Origin of the sequence: Streptomyces geranii, from assembly GCF_002954775.1 — a bacterium.
Classification (GTDB): domain Bacteria; phylum Actinomycetota; class Actinomycetes; order Streptomycetales; family Streptomycetaceae; genus Streptomyces; species Streptomyces geranii.
Genome location: NZ_PJME01000042.1, coordinates 1 through 17289 on the forward strand (window position 1 = coordinate 1; position 17289 = coordinate 17289).

The following is a 17289-nucleotide window of genomic DNA, read 5'->3' on the forward strand; positions in this document are numbered from 1 at the left end:
CCCCAGACCCCCCTTTGTCCTCAAACGCCGGACGGGCTGACACCCCCAGCCCGTCCGGCGGTTGAGGACGAGCGCGTTCAGCGCGACAGGCGGGGGTCTGGGGGCGGCAGCCCCCGGGGATGGGACGGGTAGGGGCGGCGGGGGCGAGGAACAACGAATCGCCGCCCCGCCCCCGATCCGCGCAACGATTCCCTCACCGGCGCGCAACAGGTGCTCCTTGTCCCCCCGAGCCCCCCACCCGTACCGTCTACATGCCCCCGCCAAACCCTCCCGCACCACCGAGAAGGACCCCGCATGCGCACCGCCCTGCTCCAGAGCTCCGGCCGCCCCGGCTCCCTCCTCGGCAACCTCAAGGTGCTCGACGAGGCCGCCGCCCGGGCCGCCGCAGCGGGCGCCGCGCTGCTCACCGCACCGGAGATGTTCCTCACGGGGTACGCCATCGGTGACGACATCGCCCGCCTCGCCGAGCCCGCCGACGGCGACTCCGCCGACGCCGTCGCCGAGATCGCCACCCGGCACGGCCTCGCCCTCGCCTACGGCTACCCCGAGCGCGCCGGCGACCACGTCTTCAACTCCGCCCAGCTCATCTCCGCCGACGGCACCCGTCTCGCCAACTACCGCAAGACCCACCTCTTCGGCCGCTTCGAACGCGACCACTTCACCCCGGGCGAGCAGCCCGTCGTACAGGCCGAACTGGACGGTCTCCGGGTCGGCCTGATGATCTGTTACGACGTCGAGTTCCCGGAGAACGTCCGCGCCCACGCCCTCGCCGGCACCGACCTCCTCCTGGTCCCGACGGCGCAGATGCACCCGTTCCAGTTCGTCGCCGAGTCCGTCGTGCCGGTGCGGGCCTTCGAGAACCAGCTGTACGTCGCCTACGTCAACCGGGTAGGCCAGGAAGGGGAGTTCGACTTCGTCGGGCTCTCCACGCTCGCCGGACCCGACGGAGTCGCCCGCACCCGCGCCGGCCGCGCCGAGGAACTCCTCCTCGCCGACGTCGACCCCGTCCTCCTCGCCGCCTCCCGCGAGGCGAACCCGTATCTCCAGGACCGCCGCCCGGATCTTTACGGCTCCCTCGGCTGACACCTCTCCCTCTTCCCCCTGCACCTCATCTGCTTCACCCCGCAAGGAGTCCCCACCCCATGACGTCCACGGTGCCCACCGCCGTCCAGCACGCCGACGCGCAGCAGCCGCCGATCACCATGTTCGGGCCGGACTTCCCCTACGCCTACGACGACTTCCTCGCCCACCCGGCAGGGCTCGGGCAGATCCCCGCGACCGAGCACGGCACCGAGGTCGCCGTCATCGGTGGCGGACTCTCCGGGATCGTCGCCGCCTACGAGCTGATGAAGATGGGGCTCAAGCCCGTCGTGTACGAGGCCGACCGGATCGGCGGGCGGCTGCGTACCGTCGGGTTCGACGGGTGCGACCCCTCGCTCACCGCCGAGATGGGCGCGATGCGCTTCCCGCCCTCCTCCACCGCCCTCCAGCACTACATCGACCTGGTGGACCTGGAGACCCGGCCGTTCCCCAACCCCCTTGCGGAGTGCACCCCTTCGACCGTCGTCGACCTCAAGGGCGAGTCCCACTACGCCGAGACCGTCGACGAACTGCCCCAGGTCTACCGGGATGTCGCCGAGGCCTGGAGCAAGTGCCTCGAAGAAGGTGCCGACTTCTCCGACATGAACCGGGCCCTGCGCGAGCGCGACGTCCCGCGCATCCGGGAGATCTGGGCCCGGCTCGTCGAGAAGCTCGACAACCAGACCTTCTACGGCTTCCTCTGCGACTCCGAGGCCTTCAAGTCCTTCCGGCACCGCGAGATCTTCGGCCAGGTGGGGTTCGGGACGGGTGGCTGGGACACCGACTTCCCCAACTCGATCCTCGAAATCCTGCGGGTCGTCTACACCGAGGCCGACGACCATCACCGGGGGATCGTCGGCGGCTCGCAGCAACTGCCCTTGCGACTCTGGGAACGCGAGCCCGGGAAGATCGTCCACTGGTCGTACGGGACCTCCCTCGCCGCCCTGCACCTGAACGGCGTACCGCGCCCGGCCGTGACCCGGCTGCACCGCACGGCCGGCAACCGGATCACCGTCACCGACGCGGGCGGCGACATCCGCACCTACCCGGCGGTGGTCTTCACCGCCCAGTCCTGGATGCTGCTCTCGAAGATCGCCTGCGACGACGCGCTCTTCCCGATCGACCACTGGACCGCCATCGAGCGCACCCACTACATGGAGTCCAGCAAGCTCTTCGTGCCTGTCGATCGGCCCTTCTGGCTCGACAAGGACCCTGTCACCGGGCGGGACCTGATGTCCATGACCCTCACCGACCGTATGACGCGCGGGACTTATCTCCTCGACGACGGGCTCGACAGGCCCGCTGTCATCTGTCTCTCGTACACCTGGTGCGACGACAGCCTCAAGTGGCTGCCGCTGTCGGCGAACGAGCGGATGGAGGTCATGCTGAAGTCGCTCGGCGAGATCTATCCGAACGTCGACATCCGGGGGCACGTCATCGGCAACCCGGTGACCGTCTCCTGGGAGAACGAGCCCTACTTCATGGGCGCGTTCAAGGCCAACCTGCCCGGTCACTACCGTTACCAGCGGCGGCTGTTCACCCACTTCATGCAGGACCGGCTGCCCGCCGACAAGCGGGGCGTCTTCCTCGCGGGGGACGACATCTCCTGGACGGCGGGCTGGGCCGAGGGCGCTGTCCAGACCGCGCTGAACGCGGTCTGGGGCGTCATGCACCAACTCGGGGGGACGACCGATCCGACCAACCCCGGCCCCGGCGACCTGTTCGACGAGATCGCGCCCGTCGAACTCCCTGAGGACTGACCGGAATTCAGAAGAGGGCTGATCGGAAGAGGACTGATCAGATGCCGGCCGCCCGCGCCGCCTCGTACAACTCGGCTGCCACGTCCTTGAGTTCGGCGGCGTCCCGCGTGCTGTCGCCGAAGTCGAAGAAGAACTCCTCCAGGCCGGTCTCGGCGTGGGCCGCGAGGTCCGTCACCAACTGGTCGACGCTGCCCTGGAAGGGGCGGCGGTCGGCGCCGTCGTACGCCTTGCCCGTGTAGGTGGCGTTCACCCGGGCCACTGTCTCGATCGGCTTCGTGCGGCCCTTCTCGGCGGCGAAGTCCTGCACCTGCTGCCACTGGGCGGCGAGTTGCTCGGCGCCCATGGCCACCGGGTGCCAGCCGTCGCCGCGTTCGACGAGCCGGGACAGCGCCTTCTTGCTGTTGGCGGGAAGGAGGATCGGGATGGGGCGGGCGGGCTTGGGGCCGATCACCGACGGCGCGATCTTCGTCAGGCGGCCGTCGTACTGGACCGGGTCCGGGCCCCAGACCGCCCGGCACACGTCGAGGATCTCGTCCAGCACCTGGCCGCGCTCCGCGAACGGCGCCACCCCGGCGGCGGCGTACTCGTCGACGGACCAGCCGGTGCCGAAGCCGGCCACCACCCGGCCGCCGCTCGCCGCGTCCAACGTGCCGAGCGTGCGGGCCAGTTGGAAGGGGCCGTGCAGCGGGGCGACCAGCACGCTGGTGCCCAGCCGGGCGCGCTCGGTGGCCGCGGCGGCCAGCGTCAGCGTCACCAGCGGTTCGGCCAGATCGCGGTACGCCGAAGGCCAGGGGAGGCCCTCGATGCCGTACAGGCCCTGCGTCTGGGGCTCCGGGAACAGGGCGCGTTCGAGCACCCAGAGGCTCTCGTAACCGATCTGCTCAGCGGCACGTGCGACGTCCGGCACGTCCCGCCCGATGTCGTACTGGTGCGACTGCGGTAGACCCAGACCCAGGCGGATGGCCATGCCTCGTGCTCCTTCGCAAAGACGTGCGGGATGTTCCCGCCGTCGAACGTACAACGTTCACTTAGTTTCGGCGGGGACCGTGCGCAGGAGTGGCCGGATCAGTCCGGCAGTGGCGTGAGAAGCATGCGGCTCGCGAAGCCGACCGCCGCGTCGAGTCGGTCGGTGAACTCCTCGGCGACATCGGGCAGTCGGCGCAGCGCCCACAGTGCGCGGGCCGCCGACCAGGTGGCCGCCCTGGCCCGCTCCATGCTCCACGCGCCGAGCAGGTGGGTGAGCGGATCGGCGATCTGGAGGAGATCGGGGCCCGGCATCAGCTCTTCGCGGATGCGCTCCTCCAGCGAGACGAGTAGATCGCCCACGCGCTCGAACTCGTCCTCCAGATCGGCCGGTTCGCAGTCGAGCGTACGACAGGCGTCCACGACGGCGAGCGCCAGGTCGTGCCCGATGTGCGCATTGATGCCCGCCAGCGCGAACTGTAGTGGTCGTACCCCTGGATGGCGGCGGAACTGGAGCAGCGGGCGCCAGCAGGCGGGCGCGTGGTCGTCCTCGGCGACCCGCAGGTACCGCTCCGCGAACCGTACGTCCAGGGTGATCGCGGCCTCCGGATCGGGGAACGCGCCGGCCTTCAGACGGCGGTCGAAGGCCTCCGTGACGGCGAGGTAGACGCGGTTGAAGACGGCCAGTCCGTCGCGCGGCGGCAGCTGTTCCTCCAGTGCCCGCATCCGGTACACGACCTGATCGACCGGTGTATTGACAGGAGTGGTGAACTGTTCCAATTGCACCATGAGGGCAGGGTCCCAGTCCTAGGCTGGCGGACGTGCCGCCGGGCCGGACGCTTCCCCAGAACGGGGGAACGCGCCCGCCGGGGCAGAGGAGGGGGAACCGTACGTGTCAGGCTTGCGCGCCAAGCGACTGGCCGCGCGCCGGGTCGAACGCAGGCGTGCCGCCCGGCGCTCCGTCATGGTCGCCGCCGCCTCGGTCGTGGTCGCCGTCGGCACCGCGACCGGGCTGCTCTCGGCGTTCGACGCCGATCGCGACGGCTCCGACCAGGCCAGACCCGACGCGAGCAGCTCACCCCTGCTCGCCCCGCTCCCCGAGGTGCCGTCCGCCTCGCCCACCCCGAGCGCGGCCGAGTCGCCCTCGCCGTCCGCCCGTACGAAGGAAGCGCGGAAGCCGAGCCGCGCGCCCGCGCCGACGAGTGCCGAGCCGACGTCGGAACCTGCGGCGAAGCAGGCGCCCGCCCTCGCGTCCGCCCGCCTCTACCGCTATCCCCAGTCGCAGGTTCTCGACTGGGTCCGCGCGCACCGCGACGATCCGCGCCGGCCCGTCATCGAGTCGGAGATCGCCGACCGTCCGGCGGCCGTCTGGTTCGCCGATTTCACCCCCTCGACGATCACCGCCCGGGTCCGCGCGGTCACTGCGGGCGCGGCCGGTGCGGGCCGGGTCCCGGTGCTGGTGCCGTACGCCGTCCCGGACCGTGACTGCGGCGGCGCCTCCCAGGGCGGCGCACCCGACCTCGGCGCCTACGACGGCTGGATCGACGAGTTCGCGGCGGGCCTCGGCTCCGACGAGGTCATCGTCGTCCTGGAGCCCGACTCGATCGCCCTGGCCAACTGCCTCTCCACCGCCCAGCGCACCGCCCGCTTCGCCTCGCTGGCCCGCGCCGGCCGCGTCCTCAAGGCCGCCAACCCCAACGCCCGCGTCTACTACGACGCCGGCCACTCCGGCTGGAACGCCCCCGCCAAGCAGGCGTCTCTGCTCCGCCAGGCGGGCGCCGCCTCGGCCGCGTCCTCCGACGGGATATTCAGCAACGTCTCCAACTTCCACACGACGGCCGACGAGATCGCGTACGACCGCCGGATCCTGGACGCGCTCGGCGGCCCCGCCGGACTCGGCGCCGTCATCGACACCAGCCGCAACGGCAACGGCGCCCCGCCCGACGGCGAGTGGTGCGACCCGGACGGCCGCAAACTCGGCCGGGCGCCCACCACCAGCACCGGCGAGGCCCGGATAGACGCCTACCTGTGGGTCAAGCTGCCGGGCGAGTCGGACGGCTGCAAGGGCACCCCGGGCACGTTCACCGCGTCGTACGCCTACGACCTGGCCCGCTGAGCCGACCCGGGGGCAATGCTGAGCGTCCGCTTAGGATGAGGGTGCGCGAGTAACTGCATCCACCATTCATCCCGTACGCCCCAGGAGCCCCGCCCGTGACCGCCGAAGCGTCCGAAGCGCCCATACCCCCGGCCGTGCAGAACGGCTCCTACGGGCAGCTGATGCCCGTCACCGTCCACTTCGACGACCTCGACTCCCTCGGCATGCTCCACAACGCCCGCTATCCGCTGCTCGTGGAGCGCGCCTGGAACGAGCTGTGGCAGGGACACGGATTCGGCTTCGACGGCGACTGGGCGGCGGCCGGCGACTTCTGCAACGTCGTCCGGGAGCTGCAGATCAGTTACGAGGCGCCGGTCGGCCGGCCCGGCCCCTACGCCGTGCACCTCTGGCTGGAACGGCTCGGCACGACCGGTCTGACCTACGGCTTCCGGTTCTGCTCGGCCGACGGCGAGGTCACGTACGCGCGGGGCACCCGGGTGCTGGTCCGGCTGGACGCGGGCACCCTGCGGCCCACGCCGTGGAGCGAGCGGTTCAGGGCCTGCGGTCGGGAACTGCTGCGCTCGGCGGACTGACCTTGGCCCCGGGGCGGTCCCGGTCCCCGGCGCGCAGCACGCCCGCGAACCCGGTCAGCCCGCACGCCAGCACCGTGACCAGCCCGAACGACACCACCAGGCTCGTCGCCTGGGCCAGCGTCCCGATCGCGCTCGGCGCGACCAGGCCCGAGGTGTACGTGATGGTGGCGACGCCCGCGATGGCCTGACTGGGGTTGGGGCCGCTGCGGCCCGCCGCCGCGAAGCACAGCGGGACGACCACGGCGATGCCGAGACCGAGCAGTGCGAAGCCCGCCATGGCGGTGGCGGGAGCCTCCGCGATCACGATCAGTACCCCGCCGAGCACGGCGAGAGCGCCGCTGGCCCGGACCGTGCGTACCGCGCCGAAACGGTTCACCACCGCGTCGCCGACCAGTCGGGCGATCGCCATGGTCAGCATGAAGCCGGTCGTGGAGGCCGCCGCGAGACCGTCCGAGGTGCCCAGCTCGTCCCGCAGGTACACCGCCGACCAGTCCAGGCTCGCGCCCTCCGCGAACACCGCGCAGAAGCCGATCGCGCCGATCACCAGCGCCGACTTGGGCGGCAGCGCGAACCTCGGGGGCGGCTCCTCGTCCTCGGTCGGGCGCAGGTCGAGCACCCAGCGGCAGGCGACCAGGCCCAGGATCGTGAGGGTCGCCGCCGCGAGCGCGTGGTGCAGACGGGCGTCCGAGCCCAGATGCGCGGCGAGGGTGCCGCCCGCGGCGCCGATCAGGGCGCCCGCGCTCCACATGCCGTGCAGCCCGGACATGATCGACTTGCCGAGCCTGTTCTCGATCTCGACGCCCAGCGCGTTCATCGCCACGTCCGCCATGCCCGCCGAGGCGCCGTAGACGAACAGCGAGAGGCAGAGCGTGGGGAGGTTGGGGGAGAGGGCGGGCAGGACCAGCGACAGTGTCCAGAGCGAGATCAGCCCGCGCAGTGCCGTACGGGCGCCGAAGCGATGGCTGATCCGGCCCGCGAGCGGCATCGCGAGGGACGCGCCGAGCGCCGGGAACGCCAGTGCGAGCCCCAACTGGCCCGCGCTGACCGAGGCGTGGTCCTGGATCCACGGCACGCGGGTCGCGAACGAGCCGGTCACGGCGCCGTGCACGGCGAAGACAGCCGCCACGGCGTACCGGGCGCGCTTCACCGCCTGTCGTTCGTTCAGCACTGCACTCATTCTGCGGCCTCTCCCCGGATCGGCTCCCGGCGCGTGTTCCCGGCTGCGTCGCGGAGGGTTCGGCCGCGCGCCGCCGTAAACTATCAGGAACCCTGCCTGATAGATAGCGAGATTCCGGCCGTCCGCACCAGGAACGGCCCCGCCGATCTGGAAGGATCTCGGCATGCCCGCATCACCGAGCACCGCCCGGGCCATCAACGACCGGCTCGCCCTGCGTCTGCTCCAGCAGGAGGGCCCGCTGACGGCCGGCCGCCTGAAGCAGCTCACCGGCCTCTCCCGCCCGACGGTCGCCGACCTCGTCGGACGGCTGACCGTCGCCGGTCTGATCACGGTCGTGGGGGAGTCGGGCGAGCAGCGGCGCGGCCCGAACGCGAAGGTGTACGGGATCGTCGCCGGCCTCGCCCACCTGGCCGCCCTCGACGTCCGCACCGAAGGCGTCTCCGTCGTCGTCGCCGACCTGCTGGGCGAGGTGCTCGCCGAGGCGTCCGCGCCCATCGGCGACGGCACCGGCACCGGTCCCGCGGTCGAACAGGCGGTCGCCCTCGTCGAGTGGGTCGCCAAGGAGGCCGGGGTCACGGGGGCCGAGGGGGCCGGCGCCGACGGGGTTCCCGCGGGCGAGGGGAACCGTGTGTGGGGTCGGCTGCACACGGTCGGCATCGGCGCCCCCGGCCTGATCGACCCGGCGACCGGCGAACTCCGGGACTCCGGGGGCCTGCCCGAGTGGCACCGCAGACTGGTCGCCGCGCTGCAGGAACGGCTGCCCGAGGCCCGGGTGATCGTCGAGAACGAGACCAACCTCGCCGCCCTCGCCGAACAGCGCGAGGGTGCCGCCCGCGACCGGGACACCTTCGTCCTGCTCTGGCTCGGCCACGGCACCGGCGCCGCCGTCGTCCTCGACGGCACCCTGCGCCGGGGGGCCTCCGGCGGCACCGGCGAGATCGGCTTCCTGCCGGTGCCGGGCACGGAACGGCTGCCGTCGGCGACGGACTGCGCGGGCGGCTTCCACTCCCTCGCGGCGGCGGGGCCGATCGGCCTGCTGGCGAGCGCCGAGGGCGTGGTGGCCGACGCCGAAGGCCATGAGCCGCCTGCCGCCGCACTGGTCCGGGCGGCCGTGGCGACCCCGGCCGATCCGGCGCACGCCCGCTTCCTGGGCATCCTCGCCGACCGGGTCGCGATCGGCGCCGCGTCCGTCGTCGCCGTCCTCGACCCGGGGTGCGTGGTGCTGGGCGGCGAGATCGGCCGGGCGGGCGGCGAGGTGCTCGCCGGGCTCGTCGAGGAACGGCTGGTCCGGATGTCACCGCTCCCGGTGGAGGTGCGCGCGAGCGCGCTGGGCGGCGGGGCGGTGCTGCGCGGCGCGCTGCTGACGGCGCGGGAGGGCGCCCAGGACGAGCTGTTCGGCGCGTCGGTCAGATAGTCCGTGAAGGCCCGGCGGCGGGCAAGGGCCGTCGTCACCGCCGCCGGTCCGGCACCGACGCTAGGAGGTCATGACCATGACGGTCAATAGGTATGGACCAATTCCGTGGTGACTGTCCGCCCCTCCCGCGCCCGGCCGGCGCCCGGTCCGGGTTATTCCCGTCACGTCTTGTGAGTCAGTCCACACAACTCACCCGCATGGACCACCATCCGGCGTGGCACACTGGCCTGTAACAGAAGCAGCGCACTCCGGGGTCGGTGAAAGTCCGAACCGGCGGTTATAGTCCGCGACCCGTCCGCTCAGCGTTTTGGCGGCCGGTTGACCAGGTGGAATTCCTGGACCGACGGTTAAAGTCCGGATGGGAGGCAGTGCGCGGCGGGCGGGCATTCGTGCGCGCCGCCGTACCGCTCGGCCATGGGTCGAGCTCCGTCCGGCGTCGCTCCCGGTGTTCCCGCTCGTTCACAGCTGTCGTCATCGACAGGCCCCGGAGTCCGTGCCCCAAGAGGCAGGGAGGACCCGGGAAGTGTTCACCGGAATCGTCGAAGAGCTGGGCGAAGTCACGGCCGTCGAGAACCTCGGCGACTCCTCACGCTTCCGGCTCCGTGGCCCCGTAGTCACCGAAGGCGCTCGCCACGGCGACTCCATCGCCGTCAACGGCGTATGTCTGACCGTCGTCGAACACGAGGGCGACGAGTTCACCGCCGACGTCATGGCGGAGACCCTCGACCGCTCCAGCCTGGGCGTTCTCGCCGTCGGCTCCCGCGTCAACCTCGAACGCCCGATGGCCCTCGGTGCCCGCCTCGGCGGCCACATCGTGCAGGGCCACGTCGACGGCACGGGCACGGTCCTCGAACGCAAGCCGTCCGAGAACTGGGAGATCGTCAAGATCTCGCTCCCCGCGGAGATCACCCGTTACGTCGTCGAGAAGGGCTCCATCACCGTCGACGGCATCAGCCTCACCGTCGTCGACGCGGGCCCCGACTACTTCACCGTCAGCCTCATCCCCACCACCCTCGAACTGACCACGCTCGGCCGCAAGCAGCCCGGCGACCCGGTCAACCTCGAAGTGGACGTCATCGCCAAGTACGTCGAGAGACTGCTCGGCACGCAGGGGGCGACGAAGTGAACTGGCTGAACACCGAGGCGTTCACCCTCCTCGACCAGCACATCCTCTGGTCGGACATGATCGGCAACATCCTCGGCCTGGTCGCCCTGGCCCTCGGCTGGCGGCGCTCCCTGCTGAGCTGGCCGGTGCAGTTCCTCTCCGGGCTCATCCTCTTCGGGGCGTTCTACGGGCACCTCACCGGCAGCGCCGGCAAGCAGGTCGTCGTCATGCTCGTCGCGGGCTACGGCTGGTGGCAGTGGAACCGCCGCAAGGGCGAGGGCGGCGACGGCCACATCACCCCGCGGTTCGCCACCTGGCGCGAGCGCGGTGCGATGATCGGCGCCGCCGCCGTCGGCACGGTCGCCGTGGCGCTGCTCTTCAAGGCCTACCCGACCCTGTCCTGGGACCCCTGGCCGGACGCCTACATCTTCGTCGGCACCATCGTCGCGATGTACGCCCAGGCGCGCGGCATGGTCGAGTTCTGGTTCGCCTGGCTCCTCGTCGACGTCGTCGGCGTCCCCCTCAACTTCGCCAACGGCTACGCCTTCTCCGGCTTCGTCTACGTCATCTACGGCGCACTCGTCCTGTGGGGCATGCGCGACTGGTGGCTGCGTTCCCGCAAGGACACGCGGCCCGTCCTGGAAGGAGCGCACGCATGACCACGGCACCGATTCTCTACAGCACCGACAACATCGAGGACTGGTCGCTCGACCCGATCGAACAGGCCATCGCGGACATCGCGGCCGGTCGGCCGGTCGTGGTCGTCGACGACGAGGACCGGGAGAACGAGGGCGACCTCGTCCTCGCCGCCGAGAAGGCGACCCCCGAGATCATCGCGTTCATGATGAGCGAGTGCCGCGGGCTCATCTGCGCCCCCATGGAGGGCGACGAGCTGGACCGGCTGCGGCTGCCGCAGATGGTCGACGACAACACCGAATCGATGAAAACCGCGTTCACAGTCTCCGTCGACGCCTCCGGTGTTCACGGTGTGACCACCGGTATCTCGGCCTCCGACCGCGCCACCACGCTTCGGCTCCTCGCGGGCGGCGGCGGCGAGGTGGGCCCCGACGACTTCGTCCGCCCCGGCCACATCTTCCCGCTGCGCGCCAAGCCCGGCGGCGTGCTGGCCCGCAACGGCCACACCGAGGCCGCCGTCGACCTCGCCCGCCTCGCGGGACTGCGCCCGGCCGGAGCCATCGTCGAGATCGCCGGCGAGGACGGCCGTATGCTCCGGCTGCCCGAGCTGATCCCCTTCGCCCGCAAGCACGGCCTGACGATCATCTCCATCGAGGACCTGATCGCCTACCGCAAGAGCGCCGAGCCCACCGTCCGCCGCGAGGCCGAGACCCGCCTCCCCACCGCCTTCGGCACCTTCACCGCGTACGGCTACCGCTCCACCGTCGACGGCGTCGAGCACGTAGCCCTCGTCCACGGCGAGATCGGCGCCGACGACGGCAAGGACGTCCTCGTCCGCGTCCACTCCGAATGCCTCACCGGCGACGTCTTCCACTCCCTGCGCTGCGACTGCGGCCCCCAGCTGCAGACCTCCCTGGAACGCATCCGGGACGAGGGCAGGGGAGTCGTCGTCTACCTCCGCGGCCACGAGGGGCGCGGCATCGGCCTTCTCTCCAAGCTCCGGGCGTACGAGCTTCAGGAGCAGGGCCGCGACACCCTCGACGCCAACCTGGAGCTGGGCCTGCCCGCCGACGCCCGGGACTACGCCGCCGGCGCGCAGATACTGCAGGACCTCGGTGTCCGAAGCGTGCGCCTGATGACGAACAACCCCGACAAGACCGACGCGCTCGTCCGGCACGGCATCGAGGTCACCGACCGCGAGCCGATGCCCGTGCAGGCGGGCGAGCACAACCTCCGCTACCTGCGCACCAAGCGGGACCGGATGGGCCACGACCTGCCCTGGCTGGACGCGGCTCCCGTGTCCCCCTGCGGCAATCAGTAGGAAAAGCAAGAACAGCACGACGGGTTTTCCAGGTTCAAAGGCTCAAGGGTTCAGAGGAGAGACGTGAGCGGCAAGGGTGCACCGGAGCTGTCCGTAAGCAATGTGGGTGACTTCAGGGTCGCCGTCATCGCGGCACTGTGGCACGAGAAGGTGATGGACGGTCTGCTGGACGGAGCCCTGCGCGCCCTGCGCGACCTGGGCATCGACGAGCCGACCGTGCTGAGGGTCCCCGGCAGCTGGGAACTCCCGGTCGTCGCCAAGGTCCTGGCAGGGCGGGGCTACGACGCGATCGTGGCCCTCGGCGTCGTCATCCGGGGCGGCACCCCGCACTTCGAGTACGTGTGCCAGGGCGTCACCCAGGGCCTCACCCAGGTCTCGGTCGACACCGGAGTCCCCATCGGCATGGGCGTGCTGACGTGCGACACCGAGGAACAGGCCCTCGACCGCGCGGGCATCGAGGGCTCGAACGAGGACAAGGGGCACGAGGCGGTGACGGCGGCGGTGGCGACGGCGGCCACTCTCCGCTCAGTATCCGAACCTTGGCGTTAGGCCGGTCGGCGCACCGCGTAAAGTGGGCCGCACCATGTCCAATAAGACGTTCGAGGAGCTGTTCGCCGAGCTCCAGCACAAGGCCGCCACGGGCGATCCCGCCACCTCCCGCACCGCTGAACTGGTCGGCAAGGGCGTCCATGCCATCGGCAAGAAGGTCGTAGAAGAGGCCGCCGAGGTGTGGATGGCCGCCGAGTACGAAGGCAAGGAGGCAGCCGCCGAGGAGATCTCGCAGCTGCTCTACCACGTCCAGGTGATGATGGTCGCCCGCGGAATCTCGCTGGACGACGTGTACGCCCACCTGTAAGCAGTAGCCGCACACCGATCCGTACGAAACGAAGGAAGCTCGCCTCATGCTGCGCATCGCCGTCCCCAACAAGGGTTCCCTGTCAGGACCTGCGGCGGACATGCTGCATGAGGCCGGCTACCAGCAGCGCCGCGAGTCCAAGGAACTGCGCATCGTCGACCCGGAGAACGAGGTCGAGTTCTTCTACCTCCGCCCCCGCGACATCGCGATCTACGTCTCCTCCGGCCGCCTCGACATCGGCATCACCGGCCGCGACCTGCTCATCGACTCCGGGGCCAACGCGGAGGAGATCCTCCCGCTCGGCTTCGCCCGCTCCACCTTCCGCTTCGCCGGCAAGCCCGGCACCGCGAAGGGCATCGAGGACCTGGCCGGTCTGACCGTGGCCACCTCGTACGAGGGGATCGTCGCCAAGCACCTCGCCGACCACGGCGTCGACGCCTCCGTCGTCCACCTCGACGGCGCCGTCGAGACCGCCATCGAACTCGGCGTCGCCGGGGTCATCGCGGACGTCGTCGAGACCGGCACCTCGCTGCGCAACGCGGGCCTTGAGGTGTTCGGCGAGCCCATCATGAAGTCCGAGGCGATCGTCATCCGCCGGGTCGGCGCGGAGGCCGAGGAGACCGCCGAGACGAAGGTCCAGCAGTTCCTGCGCCGCCTCCAGGGCGTCCTGGTCGCCCGGACGTACGTGATGATGGACTACGACTGCCGCGTCGAGCAGCTGGAGAACGCGGTCGCCCTGACGCCCGGTCTGGAGTCCCCGACCGTCTCCCCGCTGCACAACGAGGGCTGGGTCGCCGTCCGCGCGATGGTCCCGTCCAAGGAGGCCCAGCGGATCATGGACGACCTGTACGACATCGGCGCCCGGGCCATCCTGACCACGGCCATCCACGCCTGCCGCCTCTGAGACACGGGAAGCGACCGACACCGTGAGCGACAGGGACCGTACGCCGATGCAGGATCCGCCCACCGCACCCGTTCCGCCCGCCCTGCCCGACCTCCCCGCGCTGCCCGTCACTTTCCGGCCGGGCCGCACGAGGGCCGTGCTGGTCTCGGCGAGCGCCGCGATGTTCGTCGTCATCACGACGATCTCGCTGCTCCTGGAGACCCTCAGCCCCGGCGAGCGCGTCAGTTTCGTCTTCACCGCCGCGCTGCTGTCCTCCGTACTCCTGCTCCTGTCCCGGCCGAAGGTGGTCGCCGACGAGGCCGGGGTCACGGTCGTCAACATCACCAACAAGAGGCGGCTGGACTGGGCGGAGATCCTCCGGGTGAACCTCCGGTCGGGCGACCCCTGGGTCTTCCTCGACCTCAGCGACGGTACGAGTCTGCCCGTGCTCGGCATCCAGCCCGGCATCTCCAGGCAGCGTGCCATCGAGGACGCGCGCACCCTGCGGGCGCTCACCGAGGCGCGGTCTCCGGGTGACCCCGAGCAAGATCAGGGCTGACTCAGGGCCGTCCACCCTGCCGCACAGACCCATGTCTTGATTAATCTGTTGGCGGAGGCGTTTTCACGCGCCTCCGCCACTGATGTTCCCCCCGGTCTTCAGAGGCCCCCTGCTACCCGAGGAGTGACTCCCTCCAGCGATGGACGGATCGTCCTGTAGTACCTGCGCCGCCCCCTCCCGACATATCGAGGCGGCGGCATCATGACCACCCCCTTGCTGCTCCTTGGCGCGGCATTCCTGCTGATCCTGGCCAACGGCTTCTTCGTGGCGGCCGAGTTCGGCCTCGTCACGGTCGAGCGGCCGGACGCCGAGAAGGCCGCCGCCGAGGGCGACCGACGGGCCCGTACGGTCGTCGCCTCCCTCAAGGAGCTGTCCTTCCAGCTCTCCGGCACCCAGCTCGGCATCACCATCACCTCCCTCGTCGTCGGCATGCTCGCCGAACCGGCGCTCGCGGAGCTGCTGCACGGCCCGTTCACCGCGATCGGCCTGCCCGAAGGGGCCGTTCCGAGCGTCTCGGTGATCGTCGGCATGCTGCTGGCCTCGGCCGTGCAGATGGTGATCGGCGAACTCGTGCCCAAGAACTGGGCGGTGTCCAAGCCGATGCAGGTCGCCCGCTTCGTGGCCGGCCCGCAGTACGCCTTCTCCCGACTCTTCCGCCCGGTCATCGCCGGGCTCAACTCGGTCGCCAACCGCCTGGTCCGCGCCTTCGGCGTCGAGCCCACGGCGGAACTGGCCTCGGCCCGCACCCCCGGCGAACTGGTCTCCCTGGCCCGGCACTCGGCCCAGGCCGGCACGCTGGAACAGGACACCGCGGACCTCTTCGTACGGACCCTGTCCCTCGGCGACCTGACCGCGCAGCACGTCATGACCCCGCGCGTGCGGGTCAGCTCACTGCAGTCCTCGGCCACCGCCGAGGACGTCGTCAACCTCACCCGGGCCACCGGCCTGTCCCGCTTCCCCGTCTACCGGGAGCGGATCGACGAGATCGTCGGCATGGTCCACCTCAAGGACGCCCTCGCGGTGCCCGCGGCGGACCGGCTGCGCACCCCCGTCGGCCGGATCGCCCAGTCCCCGCTCCTCGTCCCGGAGACACTCCCCGTGCAGCCGCTGCTCGAACTGCTGCGCAGCCAGCAGCCCATCGCCGTCGTCGTCGACGAGTACGGCGGTACGGCGGGTGTGGTCACCCTGGAGGACATCGTCGAGGAACTCGTCGGCGAGGTCCGCGACGAGCACGACGGCCAAGACGTCCCCGAACTCGCGGCGGCCCCGGCCGACGACGGCCGCCCCGCCTGGGACGCCGACGGCAGCTGCCGGGTCGACATCCTCCAGCGCATAGGCCTCGACGTGCCGGAGGGCCCGTACGAGACGGTCGCCGGCCTCGTCGCCGACCTGCTGGGCCGCATCCCGGTCCCCGGCGACCGGGCCGAACTGCCGGGCTGGCGCCTGTCGGTCCGCCAGGTCGGCCACTACCGCGCCGAGCGGGTACGCCTGATCAGGACAGAGGGCGGCAAGCAGCTGGCCGACCTCGCGGTGGAGGCGGCCCGATGAGCGTGCTCCAACTCCTCTTCGCCCTGCTCCTGGTCCTCGCTAACGGCTTCTTCGTCGGTGCCGAGTTCGCCCTGGTGTCGGTCCGCCGCAGCCAGATCGAACCGCTCGGCACGGCACGGGCCCGCCAGGTCCTGTACGGCCTGGAGCGGCTGCCGCAGATGATGGCGGCGGCCCAGTTCGGCATCACCGTCTGCTCGCTGACCCTGGGCGCGGTGGCCGAACCGACGGTGGCCCACCTGCTGGAACCGCTCTTCGAGGCGGCCCACCTCCCCGAGGGCATGATCCACCCGCTGGGCTACGTGATCGCGCTCGCGGTGGTGGTCTTCCTCCACCTGGTCATCGGGGAGATGCTCCCGAAGAACCTGGCGATGGCGGCACCCGAGAAGACCGCGCTGTGGCTGAGCCCGGGGCTGGTGGCCTTCGCCCGCCTGTGCCGCCCGGTCACGGTCGGCCTGGGCGCCTGCGCCCGCCTGGTCCTGAAACTCTTCCGAGTCGAACCGAAGGACGAGGTCGAGGCGGTCTTCACCAGCGAACAGCTCAACCGCCTGGTGGAGGACGCGGGCCAGGCGGGGTTGCTCGACCCCGGCGAGCAGGAGCGCCTGGAGGACGCCCTGGAACTGGGCTCCCGCCCGGTCACGGACGTCCTCCTCGACCGCGAGTCCCTGGTGACGGTGGGCCCGTCGGTCACCCCGGGCCAGGTGGTCGCCCTGACCGCCCGCACGGGCTACTCCCGCTTCCCGGTGGTGGCGGAGAACGGCGCCTTCATGGGCTATCTGCACGTGAAGGACGTCCTCGACCTGGAGGACTCGGAACGGGCGGTGCCGCAGCACGTATGGCGCTCGATGACGACGCTGCGGTCCGAACTCCCGCTGGACGACGCGCTGACGGTGATGCGCCGGGCGGCGACGCATCTGGCGCAGGTGGTGGATTCCGCGGGGCGGGTGATCGGGCTGGTGGCGATGGAGGACGTGCTGGAGCTGTTGGTGGGCGAGGTACGGGACCCGGCACACCGCCAACAACAGCCTCCGGCGGCGGTACGGAAGGTGACGGAGCCTCGGGCTGAGTCGCAGGAGGGGGTGCTGGCCGGCTAGGGGTTCGTGTTTGGGCGCGGGCCCGGTGGGGGTTTTCGCGCAGTTCCCCGCGCCCCTGAAAATCAGGTCGTCGTTTGGCTGCGGGCCCGGTGGGGGCTGGCCGCGCAGTTCCCCGCGCCCCTTAGGCCCGTTGCAGCTGCCGCAGTTCAGGGGCGCGAGGAACTGCGCGACCAGCTCCCACAGGCCCGCACCCAAGTGACGAGGGTCA

The 17289-nt window shown here is 71.1% G+C and carries 17 protein-coding genes and 1 riboswitch; of the genes, 14 read left to right on the forward strand and 3 right to left on the reverse strand.

Annotated features, from left to right (window positions below; translation table 11 throughout):
• Positions 1-294 precede the first annotated feature (294 nt).
• Both CW359_RS34260 and CW359_RS34265 read left to right on the forward strand, forming a co-directional pair.
• On the forward strand, positions 295-1083 hold the full coding sequence (locus CW359_RS34260; protein ID WP_105974115.1) for a carbon-nitrogen hydrolase family protein: 789 nt from the start codon (positions 295-297) through the stop codon (positions 1081-1083).
• A gap of 59 nt (positions 1084-1142) precedes the next feature.
• Positions 1143-2840: a flavin monoamine oxidase family protein gene (locus tag CW359_RS34265; protein WP_105974116.1), complete on the forward strand. Its 1698-nt coding sequence runs from the start codon at positions 1143-1145 to the stop codon at positions 2838-2840.
• 37 nt (positions 2841-2877) lie between these two features.
• Here CW359_RS34265 and CW359_RS34270 read toward each other — a convergent pair whose 3' ends face one another.
• Together CW359_RS34270 and CW359_RS34275 are read right to left on the reverse strand one after the other, a co-directional pair.
• Positions 2878-3807, reverse strand: a complete 930-nt coding sequence (locus tag CW359_RS34270; RefSeq protein WP_105974117.1) for an LLM class F420-dependent oxidoreductase — start codon at positions 3805-3807, stop codon at positions 2878-2880.
• Positions 3808-3905: 98 nt separating this feature from the next.
• Positions 3906-4592: a DUF5995 family protein gene (locus CW359_RS34275; protein ID WP_105974118.1), complete on the reverse strand. Its 687-nt coding sequence runs from the start codon at positions 4590-4592 to the stop codon at positions 3906-3908.
• Between the two features lie 175 nt (positions 4593-4767).
• Between CW359_RS34275 and CW359_RS34280 the strand changes: the two genes are divergently transcribed.
• Positions 4768-5919 carry a glycoside hydrolase family 6 protein gene (locus CW359_RS34280; RefSeq protein WP_105974178.1) on the forward strand — a complete coding sequence of 384 codons (1152 nt, stop codon included), beginning with the start codon at positions 4768-4770 and terminating at the stop codon, positions 5917-5919.
• Positions 5920-6014: 95 nt separating this feature from the next.
• Entirely contained in the window at positions 6015-6491 is a 477-nt protein-coding gene (locus CW359_RS34285) for an acyl-CoA thioesterase (protein WP_408647552.1), read from the forward strand.
• On the opposite strand, the gene CW359_RS34290 is transcribed toward CW359_RS34285, so the two are convergent.
• On the reverse strand, positions 6451-7668 hold the full coding sequence (locus CW359_RS34290; protein WP_105974119.1) for an MFS transporter: 1218 nt from the start codon (positions 7666-7668) through the stop codon (positions 6451-6453). The two genes, CW359_RS34285 and CW359_RS34290, sit on opposite strands and share 41 nt — an antisense overlap.
• Positions 7669-7831: 163 nt before the next feature.
• On the opposite strand from CW359_RS34290, the gene CW359_RS34295 reads away from it, so the two are divergent.
• The 10 genes from CW359_RS34295 to CW359_RS34340 all read left to right on the forward strand — a co-directional run bounded on the left by CW359_RS34295 (position 7832) and on the right by CW359_RS34340 (position 17081).
• On the forward strand, positions 7832-9082 hold the full coding sequence (locus CW359_RS34295; protein ID WP_105974120.1) for an ROK family transcriptional regulator: 1251 nt from the start codon (positions 7832-7834) through the stop codon (positions 9080-9082).
• 239 nt (positions 9083-9321) lie between these two features.
• A riboswitch (FMN riboswitch) is annotated at positions 9322-9458 on the forward strand.
• A gap of 147 nt (positions 9459-9605) precedes the next feature.
• Complete coding sequence (locus CW359_RS34300) at positions 9606-10208, forward strand: riboflavin synthase (protein ID WP_105974121.1); 603 nt, start codon at positions 9606-9608, stop codon at positions 10206-10208.
• Entirely contained in the window at positions 10205-10846 is a 642-nt protein-coding gene (gene pnuC, locus CW359_RS34305) for a nicotinamide riboside transporter PnuC (RefSeq protein WP_105974122.1), read from the forward strand. The genes CW359_RS34300 and pnuC overlap by 4 nt, the downstream gene beginning before the upstream one ends.
• Positions 10843-12144, forward strand: coding sequence for a bifunctional 3,4-dihydroxy-2-butanone-4-phosphate synthase/GTP cyclohydrolase II (locus CW359_RS34310; RefSeq protein WP_105974123.1), 1302 nt, complete (start codon positions 10843-10845; stop codon positions 12142-12144). The genes pnuC and CW359_RS34310 overlap by 4 nt, the downstream gene beginning before the upstream one ends.
• A gap of 63 nt (positions 12145-12207) precedes the next feature.
• A complete protein-coding gene (gene ribH, locus CW359_RS34315; RefSeq protein WP_105974124.1) occupies positions 12208-12693 on the forward strand; it encodes a 6,7-dimethyl-8-ribityllumazine synthase in 486 nt (161 codons plus the stop codon).
• A gap of 34 nt (positions 12694-12727) precedes the next feature.
• Positions 12728-13000, forward strand: coding sequence for a phosphoribosyl-ATP diphosphatase (locus CW359_RS34320; RefSeq protein ID WP_055533705.1), 273 nt, complete (start codon positions 12728-12730; stop codon positions 12998-13000).
• A gap of 46 nt (positions 13001-13046) precedes the next feature.
• Positions 13047-13904: an ATP phosphoribosyltransferase gene (hisG, locus tag CW359_RS34325; protein ID WP_105974125.1), complete on the forward strand. Its 858-nt coding sequence runs from the start codon at positions 13047-13049 to the stop codon at positions 13902-13904.
• Between the two features lie 46 nt (positions 13905-13950).
• Positions 13951-14442, forward strand: a complete 492-nt coding sequence (locus tag CW359_RS34330; RefSeq protein WP_198655501.1) for a PH domain-containing protein — start codon at positions 13951-13953, stop codon at positions 14440-14442.
• A gap of 201 nt (positions 14443-14643) precedes the next feature.
• Positions 14644-15990: a hemolysin family protein gene (locus CW359_RS34335; RefSeq protein WP_105974126.1), complete on the forward strand. Its 1347-nt coding sequence runs from the start codon at positions 14644-14646 to the stop codon at positions 15988-15990.
• Positions 15987-17081 (forward strand): hemolysin family protein, encoded by a 1095-nt coding sequence (locus CW359_RS34340; RefSeq protein WP_105974127.1) that lies wholly within the window; start codon positions 15987-15989, stop codon positions 17079-17081. Before CW359_RS34335 ends, CW359_RS34340 begins: the two co-directional genes overlap by 4 nt.
• Positions 17082-17289: the final 208 nt, after the last annotated feature.